At 68.4% G+C, this 20,224-nt stretch carries 19 protein-coding genes; 5 read left to right on the top strand and 14 right to left on the bottom strand.

The genetic code is table 11. The features are described 5' to 3' along the window. Positions 1 to 8 precede the first annotated feature (8 nt). The 8 genes from LOS8367_RS07605 to LOS8367_RS07570 form a co-directional block, all read right to left on the bottom strand. Complete coding sequence (locus LOS8367_RS07605; RefSeq protein WP_085895869.1) at positions 9 to 1,184, bottom strand: acetyl-CoA C-acyltransferase; 1,176 nt, start codon at positions 1,182 to 1,184, stop codon at positions 9 to 11. Positions 1,185 to 1,198: 14 nt separating this feature from the next. After that, positions 1,199 to 3,286 carry a 3-hydroxyacyl-CoA dehydrogenase NAD-binding domain-containing protein gene (locus LOS8367_RS07600; RefSeq protein ID WP_165761410.1) on the bottom strand — a complete coding sequence of 696 codons (2,088 nt, stop codon included), beginning with the start codon at positions 3,284 to 3,286 and terminating at the stop codon, positions 1,199 to 1,201. A 92-nt stretch (positions 3,287 to 3,378) separates the two neighbouring features. Further along, positions 3,379 to 4,191 carry an IclR family transcriptional regulator gene (locus tag LOS8367_RS07595; RefSeq protein WP_085895868.1) on the bottom strand — a complete coding sequence of 271 codons (813 nt, stop codon included), beginning with the start codon at positions 4,189 to 4,191 and terminating at the stop codon, positions 3,379 to 3,381. Between the two features lie 7 nt (positions 4,192 to 4,198). Then, positions 4,199 to 5,536, bottom strand: coding sequence for a TRAP transporter large permease (locus tag LOS8367_RS07590; RefSeq protein ID WP_085895867.1), 1,338 nt, complete (start codon positions 5,534 to 5,536; stop codon positions 4,199 to 4,201). Positions 5,537 to 5,540: 4 nt separating this feature from the next. Further along, a complete protein-coding gene (locus LOS8367_RS07585) occupies positions 5,541 to 6,062 on the bottom strand; it encodes a TRAP transporter small permease (protein ID WP_085895866.1) in 522 nt (173 codons plus the stop codon). Between the two features lie 113 nt (positions 6,063 to 6,175). Further along, entirely contained in the window at positions 6,176 to 7,234 is a 1,059-nt protein-coding gene (locus LOS8367_RS07580) for a C4-dicarboxylate TRAP transporter substrate-binding protein (RefSeq protein WP_085895865.1), read from the bottom strand. Between the two features lie 113 nt (positions 7,235 to 7,347). Then, a complete protein-coding gene (locus LOS8367_RS07575; RefSeq protein ID WP_085895864.1) occupies positions 7,348 to 7,806 on the bottom strand; it encodes a metallophosphoesterase family protein in 459 nt (152 codons plus the stop codon). After that, positions 7,806 to 8,840, bottom strand: coding sequence for an LLM class flavin-dependent oxidoreductase (locus LOS8367_RS07570; RefSeq protein WP_085895863.1), 1,035 nt, complete (start codon positions 8,838 to 8,840; stop codon positions 7,806 to 7,808). Before LOS8367_RS07570 ends, LOS8367_RS07575 begins: the two co-directional genes overlap by 1 nt. Positions 8,841 to 9,004: 164 nt before the next feature. Between LOS8367_RS07570 and LOS8367_RS07565 the strand changes: the two genes are divergently transcribed. Then, the gene (locus LOS8367_RS07565) at positions 9,005 to 10,393 is read left to right on the top strand and encodes a phospholipase D-like domain-containing protein (protein ID WP_242665530.1); all 1,389 of its coding nucleotides are present in this window, start codon (positions 9,005 to 9,007) and stop codon (positions 10,391 to 10,393) included. A gap of 7 nt (positions 10,394 to 10,400) precedes the next feature. Further along, a complete protein-coding gene (locus LOS8367_RS07560) occupies positions 10,401 to 11,117 on the top strand; it encodes an endonuclease/exonuclease/phosphatase family protein (RefSeq protein ID WP_085895861.1) in 717 nt (238 codons plus the stop codon). 4 nt (positions 11,118 to 11,121) lie between these two features. Here LOS8367_RS07560 and LOS8367_RS07555 read toward each other — a convergent pair whose 3' ends face one another. The 4 genes from LOS8367_RS07555 to xylF form a co-directional block, all read right to left on the bottom strand. Further along, positions 11,122 to 12,096 carry a hypothetical protein gene (locus LOS8367_RS07555; RefSeq protein ID WP_085895860.1) on the bottom strand — a complete coding sequence of 325 codons (975 nt, stop codon included), beginning with the start codon at positions 12,094 to 12,096 and terminating at the stop codon, positions 11,122 to 11,124. Positions 12,097 to 12,298: 202 nt separating this feature from the next. Further along, on the bottom strand, positions 12,299 to 13,105 hold the full coding sequence (locus LOS8367_RS07550) for an ATP-binding cassette domain-containing protein (RefSeq protein ID WP_085895859.1): 807 nt from the start codon (positions 13,103 to 13,105) through the stop codon (positions 12,299 to 12,301). A gap of 1 nt (position 13,106) precedes the next feature. Continuing rightward, positions 13,107 to 14,432: a sugar ABC transporter permease gene (locus LOS8367_RS07545; RefSeq protein WP_085895858.1), complete on the bottom strand. Its 1,326-nt coding sequence runs from the start codon at positions 14,430 to 14,432 to the stop codon at positions 13,107 to 13,109. Between the two features lie 98 nt (positions 14,433 to 14,530). Next, positions 14,531 to 15,565, bottom strand: coding sequence for a D-xylose ABC transporter substrate-binding protein (gene xylF / locus LOS8367_RS07540; RefSeq protein ID WP_207569233.1), 1,035 nt, complete (start codon positions 15,563 to 15,565; stop codon positions 14,531 to 14,533). A 218-nt stretch (positions 15,566 to 15,783) separates the two neighbouring features. Here xylF and LOS8367_RS07535 point away from each other — a divergent pair, with 218 nt between their 5' ends. The 3 genes from LOS8367_RS07535 (at position 15,784) to LOS8367_RS07525 (ending at position 19,380) form a co-directional block, all read left to right on the top strand. Beyond that, complete coding sequence (locus LOS8367_RS07535; protein WP_085895857.1) at positions 15,784 to 17,049, top strand: ROK family transcriptional regulator; 1,266 nt, start codon at positions 15,784 to 15,786, stop codon at positions 17,047 to 17,049. An 89-nt stretch (positions 17,050 to 17,138) separates the two neighbouring features. After that, positions 17,139 to 18,590: a CRTAC1 family protein gene (locus LOS8367_RS07530; RefSeq protein ID WP_242665533.1), complete on the top strand. Its 1,452-nt coding sequence runs from the start codon at positions 17,139 to 17,141 to the stop codon at positions 18,588 to 18,590. A 37-nt stretch (positions 18,591 to 18,627) separates the two neighbouring features. After that, a complete protein-coding gene (locus LOS8367_RS07525; RefSeq protein WP_085895855.1) occupies positions 18,628 to 19,380 on the top strand; it encodes a metallophosphoesterase in 753 nt (250 codons plus the stop codon). Here LOS8367_RS07525 and LOS8367_RS07520 read toward each other — a convergent pair. Then, positions 19,377 to 19,775: a RidA family protein gene (locus LOS8367_RS07520; RefSeq protein ID WP_085895854.1), complete on the bottom strand. Its 399-nt coding sequence runs from the start codon at positions 19,773 to 19,775 to the stop codon at positions 19,377 to 19,379. The two genes, LOS8367_RS07525 and LOS8367_RS07520, sit on opposite strands and share 4 nt — an antisense overlap. Further along, positions 19,765 to 20,220, bottom strand: a complete 456-nt coding sequence (locus tag LOS8367_RS07515) for an acyl-CoA thioesterase (protein ID WP_085895853.1) — start codon at positions 20,218 to 20,220, stop codon at positions 19,765 to 19,767. The genes LOS8367_RS07520 and LOS8367_RS07515 overlap by 11 nt, the downstream gene beginning before the upstream one ends. Positions 20,221 to 20,224 lie beyond the last annotated feature (4 nt).

The raw sequence follows: 20,224 nt of genomic DNA, 5'->3' as shown, positions 1-20,224 counted from the left end.
CCCCCTTCTCAGTAGATCTCGAACAGGCCGGCAGCACCCTGCCCGCCGCCGATGCACATGGTCACGACGCCGAGCTTGGCGCCGCGACGGCGGCCCTCGATCATCAGGTGGCCGGTCATCCGCGCGCCGGTCATGCCGAAGGGGTGGCCGATCGAGATCGAGCCGCCCGAGACGTTGAGCTTGTCGTTATCGATGCCCAGCGTGTCGCGGCAGTAGAGGGCCTGGGAGGCGAAGGCCTCGTTCAGCTCCCACAAGTCGATGTCGTCGACGGTGAGGCCCTGACGCTCTAAGAGACGCGGCACGGCGAAGACCGGGCCGATGCCCATCTCGTCGGGCTCGCAGCCCGCCACGGCAAAGCCGCGGAACGCGCCGAGGATATCGAGACCGAGGCGCTCGGCCTCCTTGCGGTCCATCATCACCAGCGCCGCGGCGCCGTCCGAGAGCTGGCTGGCGTTGCCGGCGGTGATGAAGTTGCCTTCGCCGCGCACCGGCTGGAGTTTCTGCAGGCCCTCGAGGTTGGTCGAGGGGCGGTTGCACTCGTCCATCGAGATGGTCTCGGTAACGTGGGAAACCTCGCCGGTCTCCTTGTCCTTGACGGCCTTGGTCACTTCCATCGGCGCGATTTCGGCGTCATAGCGCCCGGCCTTCTGGGCTTCGGCAGTACGCATCTGGCTCTGCAGCGACAGTTCGTCCTGCGCCTCGCGCGAGATGCCGTAGCGCTTGGCCACGGTGTCGGCGGTCTCGATCATCGCTTGGTAGAGTTCGGGCTTGTGCTCCTCGATCCAGGCGTTGCGCGAGTGGCGGACGGGGGGCTGCACCATCGAGATGCTCTCGACGCCGCCGACGAGGACCGCCTTCGCGCCCTCCTGGCTGATCATGTGGCCGCCCATGGCGATCGCCTGCAGCCCGGAGGCGCAGAAGCGGTTCACCGTGGTCGCTGCGATCGAAACCGGCATTCCGGCACGGATCACCGCCTGGCGGGCGATGTTGCCGCCGGTGACGTATTCAGGGTAGCCACAGCCGAAGATCGCGTCTTCGATCAGCGCCGGATCGATGCCGGCGCGCTCGACCGCGTGACGGGCGGCGTGGCCGGCCATGTCGGCGCCATGGGTAATGTTGAATGCGCCCCGGGCGGCCTTGCCGATCGGTGTGCGGGCGGTGGATACGATGACGGCGTCGGTCATGTCGTCTCTCCCTCTCAGCCGTTCAGGCTGGCGAATGTGGAATTCTCGTTGGCGAGGCGGTCGAGCAGCGGCGCGACCTGCCAGAAGTGGTCGTCGGCGGCGGCGTATTGCCTGATCCGGTCGCGGATCGTGGCGAGGCCTTCCGTGTCGGCATAGTGCATCGGGCCGCCGCGATGGCGCGGAAAGCCGTAGCCGTAGAGCAGCGTCACATCGACATCGAGCGGGCGCTGCGCAATGCCCTCCTCGACCACGCGGGCGCTCTCGTTGACCATGGCGGCCATATAGCGCTCGACGATCTCTTCGTCGGCGAACTCGCGTGGGCTGACGCCCTGCTTCTCGCGCTCGGCCGCGATGATCTCCTCGACCTCCGGATCGGGGCGGCCGCGCGGGCTTTCCTCGTCGTAGATATAGTAGCCGCGGCCGGTCTTCTGGCCCAGCCGCCCCTTCTCGTAGAGCGTGTCGGCCCAGCCGGGATAGCGGTCGCGCTCATGGCGCTGATCGGCCTTCCGCTGCCGCGTCATGTAGCCGATGTCGAGCCCGGCGAGGTCTCCCACCTGATAAGGGCCCATCGGGAAGCCGAAATCGCGCAGCGCCTTGTCGATCTGGTAGGGGCTGGCGCCGTCGAGGATCATGTGGTCGGCAGCGGTCCGGTAATGCGACAGGATGCGGTTGCCGATGAAGCCGTCGCAGACACCGGCGCGAACCGAGACCTTGCCGAGCTTCTTGCCGAGCGCGAAAGCGGTGGCGGTGACCTCGGGGGCGGTCTTGTTGGCGACCACGACCTCCAGAAGCTTCATCACATGGGCGGGCGAAAAGAAGTGCAGCCCGATTACGTCCTCGGGACGCTTGGTCGCCTGCGCGATCTCGTTGATGTCGAGATAGGAGGTGTTGGTGGCCAGCACCGCGCCGGGCTTCGCGACCCGGTCGAGCTCGGTGAAGACCGCCTTCTTGACGTCCATGCTCTCGAACACGGCCTCGATGATCACGTCGGCCTGTCCCAGCGCGTCGTAGCCGGTGACGCAGGAGAGCGCGCCCGAGAGGATCGCGTCGCGCTTGTCTTCCTTTAGCTTGCCGCGCTTCACCGCCGCGGCGAGGTTCTTCTCGATGGTGGCGCGGGCGCGGGATGCTGCCTCGTCGTCGCGCTCGACCAGCGTCACGGTCAGGCCGCGCAGCAACGCCGCGGTGGCGATGCCCGCCCCCATGGTGCCGCCGCCGATCACGCCGATGGCCGAGACGTCGCGCGGGGCGATGCCCTCGATCTCGGGCAGTTTGGCGACCTTGCGCTCGATGAAGAAGGCGTGGATCAGGCCGGCGCGCTGCGGCGTCTCCATCATCTTCATGAACTGGCGCCGCTCCTCGGCGAGGCCCTCATCGAAGCCCAACTTGGTCGAGGCCTCGATCGCATCGAGCGCGGCCAGCGGGGCCACCTCGCCGCGCAGCTTCTTTTGCAGCGCGGCGCGGCGGGCCTCGAACATCGCGGCGTCATGCGCGGGCGCAGCCATGTCGCGCACCGGGCGCGGGGCCGCGCCTTGCGCCAGCAGCTCCTCGGCATAGGCCAGACCGGCCTCGAGCGCCTCGCCTTCGCCGAGACGGTCCACCAGCCCCAGCTCGACGGCCTTCTGGGCCGAAACCGGGGTACCGGTGGTGGCCATCTCGATCGCGGCCTCTGCCCCGATCAGGCGCGGCGCGCGCTGGGTGCCTCCGGCGCCGGGGATCACGCCGAGCTTCGTTTCCGGCAGCCCCAGCTGCGCGCCCGGGACGGCGACGCGGTAATGCGCGCCGAGCGCGATCTCCAGACCGCCACCCAAGGCCGCCCCGTGGATCGCGGCGACGACCGGCTTGGTGCAGGCCTCGATCCGGTTCACCACGTCAGGCAGCGACGGCTCCATCGGCGGCTTGCCGAATTCGGAGATGTCGGCGCCGCCGATGAAGAGCCGTCCGGCCCCGTGGATCACCGCAATCTCGGCGGCGTCCGCCTCGAACCGCTCGATCGCCTGCACCAGCCCGGCCCGCACGTCGCGGCCCAGAGCGTTCACCGGCGCATGATCCACCGTGATGACCGCGATCCGGCCCCGGCTTTCGTAATGCACTGTACCTGCCATCTGGTCCTCCCTCTCCGGCCTCAACCTAACGATCGCGCCGATTTATTTCAACATGCAAATCTTAATTCCGCATTGCGGAACTAGTGCGGCATTCAGATCTCGTGCCGCGTGAGGAATGGCCCCTGCCCCATGATCCGCTCCAGCTCGCGCACCCCGGCCTGCAGCCTCGGCCCGACCTCGTCGCGCATCCGCTCCATGCTCAGATCCTTGGGCATGGCGCCGCAGGTGAAGACCACCGGCTCGCTCAGGTCGCGCGACTGGAACGGCACCGAAACGGCGTGGATGTTGGAGGCGAAGTAGACCGCCGGGTTCGCGATCACGAAGCCCTCGGTGACGAGCTGCGTATAGGCCTCGCGCCTTGCCTCGCGCGCCGTCTCCTCGTCGAGCCCGCGATGCCCCTCGGCATCGGCGACGGCCTCGACGAAGCCTTCCTCCGACAGGGCGGCCAGCATCGCGTGGCCCGAGCTCGATCCCTTGAAGGGCAGCCGGTGCCCCACCTCGAGCCAGATCGACGAGACGTTCTGCGGCCGCCAGGTCTTGGTGATCAGCACCCGGCCCCGATCCCGCACCGACAAGAGCGCCAGCGTGCCTGTCTCGTCGGCCACGCGCTGCATGATCGGCCCGGACAGCTCGACGAAGGAAATGGACGCGCTCGCCACGTTGCCCAAGGCCAGCAGCGCCGGTCCGGGGCGGTAGCGGTCGTGGCGCCGCGCATGGGTGAGATAGCCTAGCGACTGCAGCGTGAAGGTCAGCCGCGAGACGGTCGATTTCGGCAGGCCGGTCCGCTCGGAGATCTCGGCATTGCCCAACCCATCATCCGAGGGACGGAAGGCGCGCAGCACCGACAGGCCCCGCGCCAGCGTGGTGGCGAAACGGCGGTCCTGGCTTTCGTCGGTGATCTTCATGGGCACCTCACATCGAATAGGGGATGACCAGCGACAGCGCCGGCACCGCCATGATCAAGATCAGCACCAGAACGTCCACCGACAAAAACCGCGCGATGCCGGCGAAGATGCGGTCGATCGGGACGTCGCGCCCCACCACGCCGGCGATGACGAAGACGTTGAGGCCCACGGGCGGCGTGATCAGGCCGATCTCCAGGAGCTTGATGACGACGACGCCGAACCAGATCAGGTCGAAGCCATAGGTCTCGATCAGCGGGATCATCAGCGGCAGCGTCAGCACCATGATGCCGATCGGGTCGAGGAACATGCCCAGCGCGAGGTAGATCAGCGCGATCGCGGCCATCAGCAACACCGGCGACAGTTCGGCCGCGGTGACAGCCTCGACGATGTCGGGCGCGACGCCGGTGAGCGCGATGAAGGCCACGAAGATCTTGGCCCCCGCCGCGATCAGGAAGATCGAGGTGGTCTGGATGCAGGTCTCGCGCAAGCTCTCCCAGATCGCGCGCAGCGTCAGCTTGCGCTGCACCAGCCCGATCAGCACCGCGGCCGAGACGCAGACCGCCGCCGCTTCGGTGGCAGTGAAGATGCCGCCATATATGCCGCCGACGATGATCACGAACAGCAGCACGGCGGGCCAGCTCTCGAGCGCGGCACGGCCCCGGTCGGCCATGGTGATGGTGCCGGTATAGGCCGGCGCGGCGTCGGGGTCGCGTTTTACCCAAATGAAGATGACGAGCAGGAAGCCCAGCAGCGACACGATCCCCGGCAGGATACCGGCGAGGAACAGCTGGCTGATCGAGGTCTCGGTGAAGATGCCGTAGATGATGAACAGCACGGATGGCGGAATGAGCGAGCCCAGCGTGCCGCCGGCGGCGACGCTCGCCGTGGCGAGGCGCTTGTCATAGCCCACCGAGAGCATCTCGGGGGTGCAGATGCGGCCCATGGTCGAGGCACAGGCGATCGAGGATCCGGTGATCGCCGAGAAGCCGCCGCAGCCCACGACCGAGGCCATCGCCACGCCGCCGGGCACCTTGGCGAGCCAGACGCGGGCGGCATGGTAGATCTTGGTGGTGATGTCGGCGCGGTAGGCGATATGCCCCAGCGCCACGAAGAGCGGGATCATCGACAGGTCGTAGCTGTGGATGAGATCGAAGCTGTTGGAAAAGACCAGCGAGGTGGTCGGCCGGATCGCCCGCTCCGGCGCGAAGGCGCCGGTGCGGAAGGCGAAGATCACGAAGGTGCCGATGGTGGCGATCGCCGCGAGCGCGAAGGCGATCGGCACGCGCAGCGCCAAGAGGAACAGGACCGCGCCGAAGGCCACGAGACCGATGAGAGTGCCGTCCATGGTCTCAGACCTCTTCGTGGGGAGAGTGCTTGGAAGGATCGACGAGGACCCGGCCGCCCGAGCGGATGGTGCGGATGTCGCCCACCATCTGGATCGCGAGGCGCAGCCAGCAGAACGAGACGCCGAACAGGAAGATCACGCGGCCCGGCCATTTCGGCAAAGACAGCTGGCCGAAGAAGTAGCTTCCCGATTGCAGCGTGTGCACCGCCTCGTTCCAGCCGGCCCAGATCAGCGGCGCCAGCGCCAAAAGGCCGATCAGGGAGCCCAGCACCACCAGCCAATCCTGCGTGCGCGGCGGCAGCCGCTCGGACAGCACCTCGACCACGATGTTGCCGCGCGCCGCCGCCGTGGCCGCGAGCGGCAGCACGATGGCGGCGACCATCAGTTCGCGCACCATGTTGATCGTGTCGGGGATGCCCGAGTTCAGCGTCGCGCGCAGCACCACGCTGGTGGTGATCAGCAGCCCAAGCCCGATCACCGCCGCGGCGGCGAGGTTGAGCAGGAAGCTTTCGATACGGCTCAGCATGCGCACTCCCTTGGCGCCGGGGCCGGGCCCCGGCGGTCATCAGCGGATATCGTCAGGTGAAAGACGGGCGACGCGGGTGAGGCGCGCCGCCCTTAGCTCCCATGGGGCGTGGTTCAGCCACGCTCCCAGGGGTAACCCTTCTCTTCGACCTCGGCCTGGTACTTGGCGATCAGGCTGCGGTACTCCTCGAGCAGGGCTGCGCCGTCGAGACCTGCGGCATCGGCCTGGGCCGCCCACTCCTCGAGATAGGTGTTGCCCTTCTCGACCAGCTTGGCGCGCTCCTCGGCGGGCAGCTCGATGATCTCGACACCGGCTTCCTTCATCTTCTCGATGGCGGCGTCGTTGTCGGCGTTCACGAGACGGCCGAACTCGTCCGAGAGGCCCTTGCCCGCTTCCATCAGCGCCTGCTGCTGGTCTTCGGGCAGCGCGTCGAAGGCGTCCTTGTTCATGAAGATGCCGAGTGCGCCGACCTGGCCCCAGTTGAGCATGGTGTAGCTGTCCATGACCTCCTGCTGGTTCAGCGCGCCGACCGCGTAGGAATAGCCCTGGGAGCAATCGAGCAGGCCCGAATCGAGGCCCTGATAAGCGTCGTAGATCGACATGTTGACGAGGTTCGCGCCGAAATCGGCGAAGGTCTTGCCATAGGCGCCGACGCCGCGGACCTTGAGCCCGTCGATGTCCTCGACCGTGCGGATCGCAGCGCCCTTGCAGCCGATATGCACCGCCGAGGTGGTGTAGGTGCCAAGATAGACGAGGTTCTGATCGGCGAGGTTCGCCTGGATCGCCTCGGAGCCGCGCATCAGCTCGTCGGTGGCCTTCATGCCGACCCAAGGGTCGGGGTTCTGCACCGGCAGGTCGGCGATGCCATAGGCCAGCATCTCCTGCGGGAAGTAGACACCAATGATGGTGCCAGCATCGGCCACGCCATCGGCCACGGCCTGGGCTGCGGCATCGGCCTTAAACAGGGCGCCGCCCCACTGCACGTCGAAGTTCAGCTCGCCATCGGTGCGGGTCTTCACGTCCTCCACGAACCAGTTCAGCGCCTCGGCGCGGGCGCCGCGGTTGGGACCGGCCTCGCCGAAGAACAGCGTGGTTTCGGCATGGGCGACGGAGCCGAGCGTGGCACCGGCGAGAATCGTCGAGGCGAGGGCCGCCTTCAGAAATCGCGTCATTTCAGTCTCCTCCCTGAATTTCGCATAGTAGAATTGTATTCTGCTAAACGAAACCTACGAGAGCGGTGTCGTTCTGGCAACCCGTTGCATACGCCGCAGCGCGGCAACGCGCCTCAATCGAGGAGGGGCACCAGATCGGCCATGGGTCCATCCGACCCTGGCCTCAGAATGGCCATCGTGATCGGCAGCTTGAACCGCCGCGGTCCGGCGGCGCCGGGGTTGAGATAGAGCACGCCGCCCCGTCTCTCGATCAGCGGCTTGTGCGAATGTCCGCTGATCACCACGTCGAAGCCCCGCGCGGCGGGATCGAAATCGAGCGTCTTGCGGTCATGCCGCATGTGGAGCCGCAACCCGCCCAGTTCGAGATCGCGCGTTTCGGGAAATCGCCGGCACCACGGCGCGGTATCGACATTGCCCCGGATCGCCGTGACCGGCGCGATCTTCTCCAGTGCCGTCACGATATCCTCGCGGCCGATATCCCCGCCATGCAGGATGCGGTCCACCCCGGCCAGCGCGACGAGCGCCTCGGGCCGCAAGAGCCCGTGCGTGTCCGAGATGACGCCGATCCGCATCAGGCCGTGGCGCGGCGCAGTTCGGGCGCGACGCGGGTGCCGAAAAGCTCGATCGCCTTCATCAGATGCGCGTGGTCATAGACCCCGATCGCCATCTGGATCAGCAGCCTGTCGAAGCCGAAGATCTCGTGCGTGGCGAGGATCTTGTCGACCATCTCGGCGGGACTGCCGACGAACTGCGCGCCGCCCGGCCCGCGCGCCGCGTCGAACTGGGCGCGGTTCGTGGGGCCCCAGCCCCGCTCGCGGCCGATCCGGTTCATCACCTCGGCCTGCGCCGGATAGATGATGTCGGCGGCCTGCTGGCTGGTTTCGGCTACGAAGCCATGCACGTTGAGGGAGGTCTTCAGCGCGCTGGCCTCCTGCCCCGCCTGCGCGGCGCTCTTGCGGTAGAGGTCGAACAGGGGCGCGAAACGCGCTGGCTCGCCACCGATGATCGCGAGCGCCATCGGCAGGCCCAGCGCACCGGCACGGGCCACCGATTGCGGCGAGCCGCCCACGGCGCGCCAGATCGGCAGCCGTTCCTGCACGGGCCGTGGATAGACGCCGCGCCCGGGAATCGCATGGGTATGGGTGCTGCCGGGCCAGCGGATCACCTCGCCCTCGTTCAACGCCATCAAAAGCTGCAGCTTTTCCTCGAACAGGTCCTCGTAGTCCTCGAGGTCGTGGCCGAAGAGCGGAAAGCTCTCGATGAAGGAGCCGCGTCCGGCAATGATCTCGGCCCGGCCATTCGTCAGGTTGTCGAGCGTCGCGAATTGCTGAAACACCCGGATCGGATCGTCCGAGGACAGCACGGTGACGGCGCTGCTGAGCCTGATCCGCCGCGTGCGCCCGGCCGCCGCCGCCAGCACCACCGCCGGCGCCGACACCGCGTAGTCCGGGCGGTGATGCTCGCCCAGTCCGAACACGTCGAGCCCAACCTCGTCGGCGAGCGCGATCTCCTCGACGAGCTGCGACAGCCTGAGCGCCGGGTCGACCCGGGCCCCGGTGACCGGGTCCGTGCCGACATCGCCGAAGGTGTAGAGGCCAAGCTCCATGGTATTCTCCCGATCCTGACGAGACTGAGCTAGTGGCCCGGCCCGCCCGGTCCAACTGTCACTTTCGCGCATGATCTGTGCATCGATGTCCGGCGGCGCGGAACCCCGTTGCGCAAGGGCGGCGTTTCCCCCACATCTTGATGGAGCATAAGGATTCCGGGCGCTTGTTCACCTACGACACGTTCCTCTTCACATTGCTCGGGATCGGCTTCGCGCTGCTCGCCACGGTGATGCTGCTGCAGCAGCGGCGCACCCCGCAATCGGCCGCGGCTTGGATACTCGCGATCATCCTGCTGCCTTGGGCCGCGATCCCGCTGTTCTTCGCTCTGGGGTTCCGCAAGACCCGGACCCGCCACCCCTTCATCCGGTTCTCCTCCTCCGCCGGCCGCGACCGGCCAGACCCTGCCGGCGGCCCCTCGGAGGCGTTTCGCGCCTATGGCGTGCCGCCCGCCAGCGCCGGCAACAAGATCGAGCTGCATCGTGACGCGGCCCATGCGCGCGAGGCGATGCGGGACCTCGTGGCGAGCGCCCGACACGAGCTCGACATCACCTTCTACCTGATCCACGACGACGAGATCGGCCGCGATTTCGTCGACCGGCTCACCGCCAAGGTCGAGGATGGCGTGCAGGTGCGGCTGATCATTGACCGGCTGGGCGGCTTCTGGTGCCCGCGCGCGGCGCTGGCGCGCTTCGAGGCGGCGGGGGGCGAACTGCGCTGGCACCAGCCCTTCCTGAACTGGCCGTTGAAGGGCCACATGAACCTGCGCAACCACCGCAAGATGATCATCGCCGACCGCGCCCGCGCCTGGACCGGCGGTCGCAATGTCGGCTGCGAATACATGGGGACACCGCTGCAGACCGGTCGCGGACCGCGCGACCCCGAGCTGTGGCGCGACCTGTCCTTCACGCTTCAGGGTCCCTCGGTCGAGGTGCTGTGGGACCTGTTTCGCGCCGATTGGGGTGTTGTCGAAGATAACCCCGACGCGCTGCCGGAGCTGCATGTCGAAGAGCGTCCCGGCGATGCGGTGGTGCAGGTCGTCCCCTCGGGACCCGATACCCATCTCGATCCGCTGCACGATGTTCTGGTGCAGATGATCCACGCCGCTACCCGCCGGATCTGGATCGCTACGCCCTACTACCTGCCGACCGAGCCGCTCAACGCGGCGCTGTGCACCGCGGCGCGGCGTGGTGTCGACGTGCGCGTCATGGTCCCTGCCCGCTCGAACCAGCGGATCGCCGATTTCGCGCGCGGCGCCTATCTGCGCAGTCTCGACGAGGCCGGCGGTCGGGTGCTCCAGCTGCCAAGGCAGATGACCCATGCCAAGGCGGGCGTGATCGACGACGCGGCCTGGGCCGGTTCGGCCAATTTCGATGTGCGCTCGATGTTGCTCAATTTCGAAGTGGCGGTCTTCGTCTATGATGCGGGATCGGTCGCGCTCTTGGCCGACTGGTTCGCGGCCGAGACGGCGCTGTGCCGCGAGGGCGTGCGCCGCCCCGGCCTCGGGCGCAGGCTGGCCGAGGGGGTGTTCCGCCTCGGTGCGCCGATGCTGTGAGGATGCCATGACCCAGCCCCATCTCCGTCCCGGCCGCCTCAGACTGGTGAGCTACAACATCCGCAAGGCGCTGGGCACTGATCGGCGCCGCAACCCGGCCCGGATCTGCAACGTCATCGCGGCGATGGAGGCCGATATCGTGGTGCTGCAGGAGGCCGATCTGCGGCTCGGGGCACGGCCCACCGCGATCCCCCTGACCGAGCTTTCGCAGCTCGGCGGCCTGCATGTCGTGGATTTCGGACAATCGGCCAAGAGCCTCGGATGGCACGGCAACGCGATGCTGGTGCGCGAGGGCATCGCGGTGCGAGACCTGCACCGGATGGTGCTCCCGGGCTTCGAGCCGCGCGGCGCGATCGCCGCCGATCTCGACACGCCGGCGGGACCTCTGCGGGTGGGCGGGCTGCATCTGGGGCTGCTGCGCGGCTCGCGCCGGCTGCAGCTCACCCATATCATGGACGAGCTGAACCGGATGCCCGAACGCCCGACGGTGCTGGCAGGCGACATGAACGAGTGGTCGGAACGCGTCGGGCTGGGCCGGCTGGCGCGGAAATTCGAGATCCACGCACCGGGGCGCAGCTTTCACGCCCGCCGTCCCGTGGCCGCGCTCGACCGGATCGCCACCGGCCCGGGGCTGGTGATCGCCGAAAGCGGCGTCTGGCACGAGCAGCCCGCTCCCGCGGCCTCGGATCATCTGCCGATCTGGGCCGATCTGCACCACGTCTGAGCGATCAGACGATCAGCTCCTCCAAGGGCCGCCGCGCACGCTGATCGGGATGCGCCCCGGGCGGGCCGAAACGGATAACCTGCATCAGCCGCCGCTCCGGATCGATCCCGACATGCCGCGCCACCTCCTCGCGCGCGTCGTGGCGCGAGGTCAGCACCCCCATCGGCCAGCCCGCGAGGCCCAGCTTCGAGGCTTCGAGCAGCAACCGCAGATAGGCGCGGCCCGCGGTCACCGGGCTGTCGACGACGGGCCGGTGGAACAGCGCGATCACCGCGCTGCTGCGGATCTGCATGGTCTCGCCCACCAGCCTGTCGGTCAGTCCCAGCATATCCACCGGGCGCCACAACGGGCCCAGCACCAGCCGTGCCTCGGCCGCGGCGCGCGGGCTCAGTCGCAGCGTCGCCCGGTCGAGCCCGTCATGGCGCTTGCGCGGGTGGCGCGGGCTCAGCCGCAGCCATGACAGCAACTCACGCCGCGCCGCGCGGTTGCGCAGATGCGCCATCGCCGCCCGGTCATGCAGATCGGCCAGCCAGTCGCGACGGCCCGCGTCGGTGACCAGGATCGCATCGCGGCGGGTCCAGCCATAGAGATCCACCGGGCCCGGCTCGTAGGGGCCCCGATCGCTGAAGCGCAGCGGCAACTGCCTCCCCAGCGGGTCGGGGTCGGTCTGCGCCTCGAGCGTGATCCGCGCCGCCAGCCGCAGCCCCGGCATCGTCTCCCGGTCGTCCTGACCCCAGAGGTCTGTAAAGCCCGCCCCCATGCGCCGCGTCGAGAGCGCGAGGATCGTGGCCTCTGCCGCCGCGCCGCAGGCGAGGCCGGCGGCAATGCCATGCGGGTCGGAGACGGGCAGCGTCGCGGCGGGGTCGCAACCGATCAGGATCGTGTCGCCCTTGCGGCGCCAGCGCGCGGGCTGCGTGTTGAGAGCGGAAGGGGCGCTGCGGGCTTCCTCCACGATCTCTCGAAACTGTTCGGTCTGCATCTGTCGCTCCCTCGGGCGACACGCCCGGCTGGGCCAGACCCTAGCGGCCGCTGCCGTGACGGCAAGCCGTTCGGGAGCGAGCGTGGCGCAAACCACGCAGCGTGCGCGAGGTCCGATATGCAGAGGTCTGTTTCAATTGCAGAAACGAAAATCCGACCGCCCCTTGAGGGACGGCCGGAGCATTGCCGCATTCCGCTCGGCTTCAGGCGGCGTCGCGCTTGGGGTTCTTGCCCATGATGATCATCGACAGGATATCGTCCTCGGTCACGTCCTCGACCCGCTCGGTGCCCACAAGCTGGCCGTTCTTCATCACCGAGACCCGGTCGCATAATTCCATCATCTCGCGTGTGTCGTGGCTGATGAGGAAGATGCCCAACCCTTGCGCCTTCAGCTCCTTGATCAGATCCGCGACCATCGCCGTCTCGTGCACGCCGAGCGCGGCGGTGGGCTCGTCCATGATCAGGATCCTGGCGTTGAAATACACAGCGCGAGCGATCGCCACCGACTGCCGCTGACCGCCCGACAGCGCCGAAACCGGCTCCGAGAGCTTGCGGAAATTAGGGTTGAGCCTCGCCATGATCTTGCGCGTCTCCGCCTCCTGCCTGGCATCGTCGACAAAGCCCATCCTGGTGACGATCTCGCGCCCCAGGAACAAGTTCGAGGCCGCGTCGAGATTGTCGGCCAGCGCCAGCGTCTGGTAGATCGTCTCGATGTTGTAGCGCCGTGCGTCGCGGGGACTGTGGATCGAGGCCTTCTCGCCGTTGATCCAGATCTCGCCCGAATCCGCCTTGTAGGCGCCCGAGAGGATCTTGATCAGCGTCGACTTGCCGGCGCCGTTATGGCCCAGAAGCCCCACCACCTCGCCCGGGTAGAGGTCGAGCGAAACCCCGTCGACCGCCTGCACGCCGCCAAAGGCGATGCGGATGTCCTTCAGTTCGACGAGGGGGCTCGCGCCAGAGGCGCGCGGATCGGGTGCCCCATTGGCGTGCGGATCGGATTGCTTGTCCATGTCACTTCCCTCCGACGCGGCGGCGATAGATGATGTCGATCAGCACGGCGGCGACCAGCACGGTGCCGACGACCATGTTCTGCAATGGCGCGTCGACGCCGACCATGGCCATGCCCGATTGCAGCGACTGCATGATCAGCGCGCCGAGAATGGCGCCGTAGATCGTGCCGATACCACCCGACAGCGCCGTGCCGCCGATCACCGCCGCGGCGATGACGCGCAGCTCGTCGAGCGTGCCGATGTCGTTGGAGTGGTTGGTCAGGCGCGCCGAGGCGACCACGGCCGATATGGCGACGAGCGTGCCCATGATCGCGAAGACCTTGACCGTGAGCAGCCGCGTGTTGATGCCCGACAGCTCCGCCGCGTCCGGATTGCCGCCGGTGGCGAAGATATAGCGGCCGAGCCGCGTCTTGCGGGCGATCACCGTCATCACCACCGCCACCGCGATCAGCAGCAGCACCGAATAAGGGATGCCGTAGGAGGCGGTGAAGCCCTCGGGCATCTCCGCGCCGCGCGCGGCGAAGTCGCGGGCCAGCACCCGGCTCGGGATCTCGTAGGCGTTGAGGATCGCCACGAAGCCGAGGATCGCGCCGACGATGATGGCCATGACCACCGCCTCGGCCCAGACCGGCTTGACCCGAAAGCCGTGACCGATCTTGTTGCGCCGCGCCGACCACAGCGCCAGCACCGCGACGACGGCGGCGAGAAGGCCGGCGATCCAGCTCCACTGGGCGCCCAGCGTGCCGTTGATGCCGCCGAAGGCCTGGAACGTCTCGTCGAGCGGGCCGATGGTCTGGCCGGAGGTGATGTACCAGCCGACATTGCGCCAGATCAGCAACCCGCCCAGCGTCACGATGAAGGCGGGAATGGTAAGATAGCCCACGAGCCAGCCTTGGAACGCGCCGATCACCGCGCCGGTGATCAGCCCCGCGAGGATCGACAGCCACGGCAGCGCCGCGTGGCCCAGCGGCAGGCCCATCATGTCGGGCAACCAGCGGGTCTGCATCATCGCCATGACGGCGGAAGCGGTAGCCAGCAGCGCGCCGACCGAGAGGTCGATGTGGCGGGTGACGATGATGAACACCATGCCGGTCGCCATGATCGCAACCGAGACGGTCTGGATCGACAGGTTGAAGATGTTGCGCGGGGTCAGGAAGCGGCCGTCGGTCAGCACGTTGAACACGACGCAGACGATGATGAAGGCCCCGACCATGCCCAGAAGGCGCAGGTCGAGTTCCAGCTGGTTCAGGAAGGAGCGCGCGGGCGCCTTGTCCGCGGGCCGCTGCCCCGAGGGGGCGGCGTTGGGGACGGTATCGGTATCGGACATGTGGGGGCTCCTGGACGGAGAGGCGCGGCGCGGGGGAGCGCGCGCGGTCAGGGGGGCGTCACGCCCCGGCCCGGATCACCGGGTCGGGGCGGCGCGTATCACTCGGCGCAGGCGGGAACGTCGCCGGTCACGCCTTGGCACAGGGTTTCCTGGTCGATCCAGCCGGCATCGACCACGACGTCGAGGTTCTCGATGGTCACCGGGACCGGGTCGAGGAACTTGGCCCAGAGCGTGGTGCCCGCGGGCGAGGTCCACTCCTCGGCACCCTCGATCGCGCTCATCTCGGCGCCGCCGGCCAGCTCGATCGCGATCTCGCCGGCCTCGCGGCCCAGTTCGCGGCTGTCCTTCCAGACCGAGACGGTCTGCGTGCCCTGCGCGACGCGGTTGAGCGCGGCGTGGTCGGCGTCCTGACCCGAGACCGGGATGCCGTCCATGCCCTGCGCGGTGAGCGCGGCCACGGCGCCGCCGGCGGTGCCGTCATTCGAGGCGACTACGGCGTCAACTTGGTTGTCCTGCGCGGTCAGGATCTGCTCCATGTTGCGCTGCGCGTTGGCGGGCAGCCAGCCATCGGTATAGGCCTCGCCGACGATGGTGATGGCGCCGCTGTCGATCGCCTCCTGCAGCACCTCCTGCTGGCCACCGCGCAGGAAGTCGGCATTGGGATCGGTGGGCGAGCCCTTGATCATCACGTAGTTGCCCTCGGGCGCGGCCTCGAGCACGGCCCGGGCCTGCATCCGGCCAACCTCGACGTTGTCGAAGGTCAGGTAGAAGGCGCGGTCGTCCTCGATCAGCCGGTCATAGGCGATGACCGGGATGCCCTCGTTGAAGGCGGCGTCCACGGCCGGGCCGATCGCCTGGGTGTCCTGCGCGAGGATGATCAGCGCGTCGACGCCCTGCGCGATCAGGCTCTCGACGTCGGAGAGCTGCTTCGAGGAGGAGGACTGCGCGTCGGCCGAGACGTATTCGGCGCCGGCGGCTTCGAGCGCGGCCTTGATCGCGGCCTCGTCGGTCTTCCAGCGCTCTTCCTGAAAGTTGGACCAGCTGACGCCCACGGTCATGCCGTGCTGTTCGGCGATCGCGGTCGTGCTGAAGCCGGCCGTCAGGGCGACGGCGGCCAGAATTGCGTTGCGCATGGGTATCCTCCCTAAAACATGTCTCCCGTCCCACCGGGATGCCGATCCCCTCCCAGGGACCGGTTGGCCGACACAGTCGCATATTTAGTTCGCTTGTCAAAATATATTTTGCCAAGGACCGCCCCGAGACGGTAACAATCGATGGCAGGCGCGCCGCATTCCGAGCAATTCGCGAATATCGGCCGGAGGAGGCCTGCAGATAATTCGGGGATCGAACTATGATCGACGCACAACCGGCGGAGGCGGACGATACCGTGGCCGAACCGCAACAGGGCGTCGGACCGCTGCTGCCCGGCGCGCAGCGCGAGGCACGACCGCTGCGGCAGCAGATCCTCGAGCATGTCCGCGCCCATGGCCGCACCGCTCGCGCCGATATCAGCCGCGCCCTCGGCGTCAGCGCCGGGTCGGTCACCACCCTGACCTCGGAGCTGATCGGCCTCGGCCTGCTGCGCGAGGTCGAGAGCGCCGGCGCGGCCCCGACGACACGGGGCCGGCCCCCGGTGGCGCTCGAGCTGGTCTCGGAGGGTCGGCTCGTCATCGGCATCAAGATCTCCGACGAGCGCAACACCGCCGTGCTGGTCGATTTCTCCGGCGCCATCCTCGCCGATGCCGCGCGGCCGGTCCCGCCCACCCGCCGCACGCTCGACCAGACCTGCCACGAGATCGATGCGCTGATCGAGGCAGTGCTGGCGCAGGCCGGGCGGCCCCGAGACGAATTGCTCGCAGTGGGCGTCGGCCTCTCGGGCATGGTCGACCACGAAAGCGGCACCGTGCTCTGGTCGCCGCATCTGGGCCCGGACATGCCGCTTGGTCCCGAGGCCAGCCGCCGCTTCGGACTGCCGGTGCTGATCGACAACGACGCCAACATGCTCACCCTCGCCGAGCTGTGGTTCGGCGTCGGGCGGCAGCGCTCGGACTTCGCCGTGGTCACCATTGAGCACGGCGTCGGCATGGGGCTCGTGATCGACAACCGCCTCTATCGCGGCGAACGCGGCATGGGGCTCGAGATGGGCCACACCAAGGTGCAGCTCGACGGCGCGCTGTGCCGCTGCGGCAAGCGTGGCTGCCTCGAGGCCTATATCGCCGATTACGCTCTGGCCCGCGAAGCGGCCACGGCGCTGGGCCGGTCGCCGCAGAGCCCGCAGGTGATGCTCGATGCGCTCTATGCCGAGGCCAAGAGCGGCAACCGGGCCGCTAGGTCGATCTTCAACCGCGCCGGACGCTACCTTGCGCTCGGTCTGTCCAACGTCATCCAGCTGTTCGACCCGGAGCTGGTGATCCTCTCGGGGGAACGGATGCGCTACGACTATCTCTACGCCGACGAGGTGCTGTCGGAGATGCGCGAGCTAACACTCGTCGAGGGGCGCGTCCCGGCCCGGATCGAGATCCACGCCTGGGGCGACCTTGTCTGGGCCCGCGGCGCGAGCGCGCTGGCGCTGGCCGACGTCACCGGAACGGTGCTCGCCGAGGCGCGCTCGGCATGAAGCGGCGGGATCGGCGGACCGGGACCGAGATCGGTCGTGCGGGGATCGCGGCGCTCGGGCTGACCGCCCTGCTCGCGACAGGTCCTGTCATGGCCGGACCGCGCTTCGAGGACCGCTCGGCGGCGCTTCCAGACCATGTCTATACGGGCGGCTGGGAGCATTTCGTGGGGGGCGGCGTCGCGGTGTTCGACTGCGACGGCGACGCGCGGCCCGACATCTTCGCCACTGGTGGCGAGACCCCGGCACGGCTCATGCGCAACCGCGGCGATTTCGTCTTCGATCCTGTGCCCCTGCCCGATCTTCGCGGCACCACCGGGGCCTATCCGCTCGACGCCGACGCCGATGGCCGCCCCGATCTCTTCGTGATGCGCGCCGGCCCGAACCGGCTGCTGCGGGGCCTGGGCGATTGCCGGTTCGAAGATGCGACCGAGGCCATGGGGCTGTCCTCGGGCGATAGCTGGACCACCGCCTTCACCGCATGGTGGGAGGCGCATGAGCGCCCGGTGATGGCGATCGGCAATTACGTGGATCGCGAGGATCCGGAGGGCCCCTTCGAGGCCTGCGACGAGAACGCGATCCTGCGGCCCGGGGAGGATGGCTGGCGCGCCGAGGAACTCGGCCCCGGCTTCTGCGCGCTGTCGATGCTCGCGGCGCGCGACGCACGGGGCCGGCGCGCCCTCAGGATCTCCAACGACCGGCACTATTACGTGCGCGGCGGCTTCGAGCAGATGTGGGACATCGAGGCGCGCCGGTTTCTGGGCGAGGCCGATGGCTGGCCCACCGTTTCGCTCTGGGGCATGGGCATCGCCTCGCGCGACCTGACGGGCGACGGGCGCGACGAGGTGATGCTCACTTCCATGGGCGACCAGCTTCTGCAGCTCGCGCAACCCGATGGCAGCTATGCCGCCGCGCCCTTTTCGATCGGCTCCTATGCGCAGCGTCCGCATATCGGCGATGACGGTCGCCCCTCGACCGGCTGGCACGCCGAGTTCGGCGATATCGACAATGACGGGCGCGCCGACCTGTTCATCGCCAAGGGCAATGTCGACCAGATGCCCTCCAACGCCATGCGCGACCCCAACAACCTGCTGATGCAGCAACCCGACGGAGCCTTCGCCGAGGCTTCGGTCGAGGCCGGGATCGCCACCACCGAGCGGTCGCGTGGCGCCGCGCTTGCGGATTTCGACGGCGACGGGCGGCTTGATCTCGTGGTTCTCAACCGCCGCGCGCCGATGGAGCTCTGGCGCAATGTGAGCGAGGGCACCGGCCACTGGCTCGGCCTCGATCTGCGCCAACCGGGCGGCAACCGGTTCGCGATCGGCGCGGTGGTGACGGTCGAAACAGAAGCGGGCCGGCAGGCGCTGCAAAGGACCATCGGCGGCGGCCATGCGGGCGGGCAGCTCGGGCCGCTCCATGTCGGGCTGGGTGCCGCCAAGCGCGCGCGGGTCACCGTCGAATGGCCCGACGGCGCGATCACTGGCCCGCACGAGGTGGAGGTGGACCGCCTCGTCACACTGGACCGCGCCGCCCTGCCCGGCTGAGCTTGCCACCGCTGCGCCCGACGTTAGGCTCGCGGCCATGAGCACACGCAGCTACGCCATCGGCGATATCCACGGCCACCCGGAGAAACTCCGCGCGGCGCATGACCTCATCGCGGCCGACCGGGACCGGACCGGCGACGGAGAAAGCCCGGTGATCCATCTGGGCGATCTCACCGATCGCGGCCCCGACAGCCGGGGCGTGATCGAGATGCTGATCGAGGGCATCGCGGCCGGCGCGCCTTGGATCGTCCTCTTAGGCAATCACGACCGGATGTTCCATCGCTTCCTCGACGATCCGGACTGGCACGATCCCGGGCTGCGCGAGGATCTCGGCTGGCTCGACCCGAGGCTAGGTGGGGACACCACGCTCGAAAGCTACGGCGTGGCACCGGTGGCGGGACGTGATCTTTACGAGGTGCACCGCGAGGCCGTGGCGAAAGTGCCCCGCGCGCATCGCGACTTTGTCGCCGCGCTGCCGCTCACCCATTCACGCGGCGAGGTGCTCTTCGTCCATGCGGGCATCCGCCCCGGCGTTGCCCTGGCCGACCAGACCGAGGACGACCTTGTCTGGATCCGCAAGGGCTGGCTCGAGGATGGCCGCGATCACGGCCCGCTGGTGGTGCATGGCCACACCGCGCTCGAACGTCCGCGCCATTTCGGCAACCGGGTCGATCTCGATGGCGGCGCGGCCTATGGGCGGCCGCTGGCGGCGGCGGTGATCGAAGGGCGCGAGGTGTCGCTGCTGACGCCCGATGGCCGGACGCCGCTGCGCCCCGAACCCGAGGCCTAGCGCGGGATCGCCGCCGTCGCCTCGATCTCGACCAGTGCCTCGTCCTCGACGAGGCCCGCGACGATCACCATGGTCATCGCCGGGAAATGCCGCCCCAGCACCCGGCGATAGGCCTGCCCCACCTCCTTTTGCCGCGCGAGATATTCGCTCTTGTCGGTGACGAACCATGTCAGCCGGGTGATGTGCTCGGCCTTGCCGCCCGCCGCCTCGACCACCGCGAGGATGTTGCGCAGCGCCTGTTCCATCTGGCCGATGAAGTCGTGCGTCTCGAACACCTGGTTCGCGGTCCAGCCGATCTGGCCGCCGACAAAGAGATGGCCCTCGGGCGTCATCACGCCGTTCGCATAGCCCTTGGCGGGCGCCCAGCCTTCGGGGTGGATGATCTCATGTCCCATGCGGGGCCTCTCCTTCGGTCTGTCCTGTCGCGCCCGTCCGGGCGATATCGTCCTCGATCGGCCCGCGCAGCGCGTCGGGCCAGCTCGCCGGCCGCCCCGTCGCCTGCGCGACATGGACCAGCGTGAAATCGGCATGCAGCCGCGCCTCGCCATTGCTGGAGATGTCGATCTCCAGATCGAGACTGGAACGGCCGACCCGCAGCGGCCTGAGCCGCAGCTCCAGCGGGTCGCCAATCCGGCTCGGTGCGGTAAAGCGCACCTCGCAGCGCGCGGTCGGCACGGCAAAGCCGCCATCGACGTGGATCGCCCCGAAGCTGCGGCCGAGACGCTCCTCGAACCAGTCCTCGATGCAGGCGTTCAGCATCTCGAAATAGCGCGGGTAGAAGACGATCCCCGCGGGGTCGCAATGCTCGAACCGCACCTTGCGCGTGGTGGTAAAGACCATTGCC

Origin of the sequence: Limimaricola soesokkakensis, from assembly GCF_900172345.1 — a bacterium.
Lineage (GTDB): Bacteria > Pseudomonadota > Alphaproteobacteria > Rhodobacterales > Rhodobacteraceae > Limimaricola > Limimaricola soesokkakensis.
Note: the sequence above shows the minus strand (reverse complement) of the source record. Positions and strands in the feature narration are given on the sequence as shown.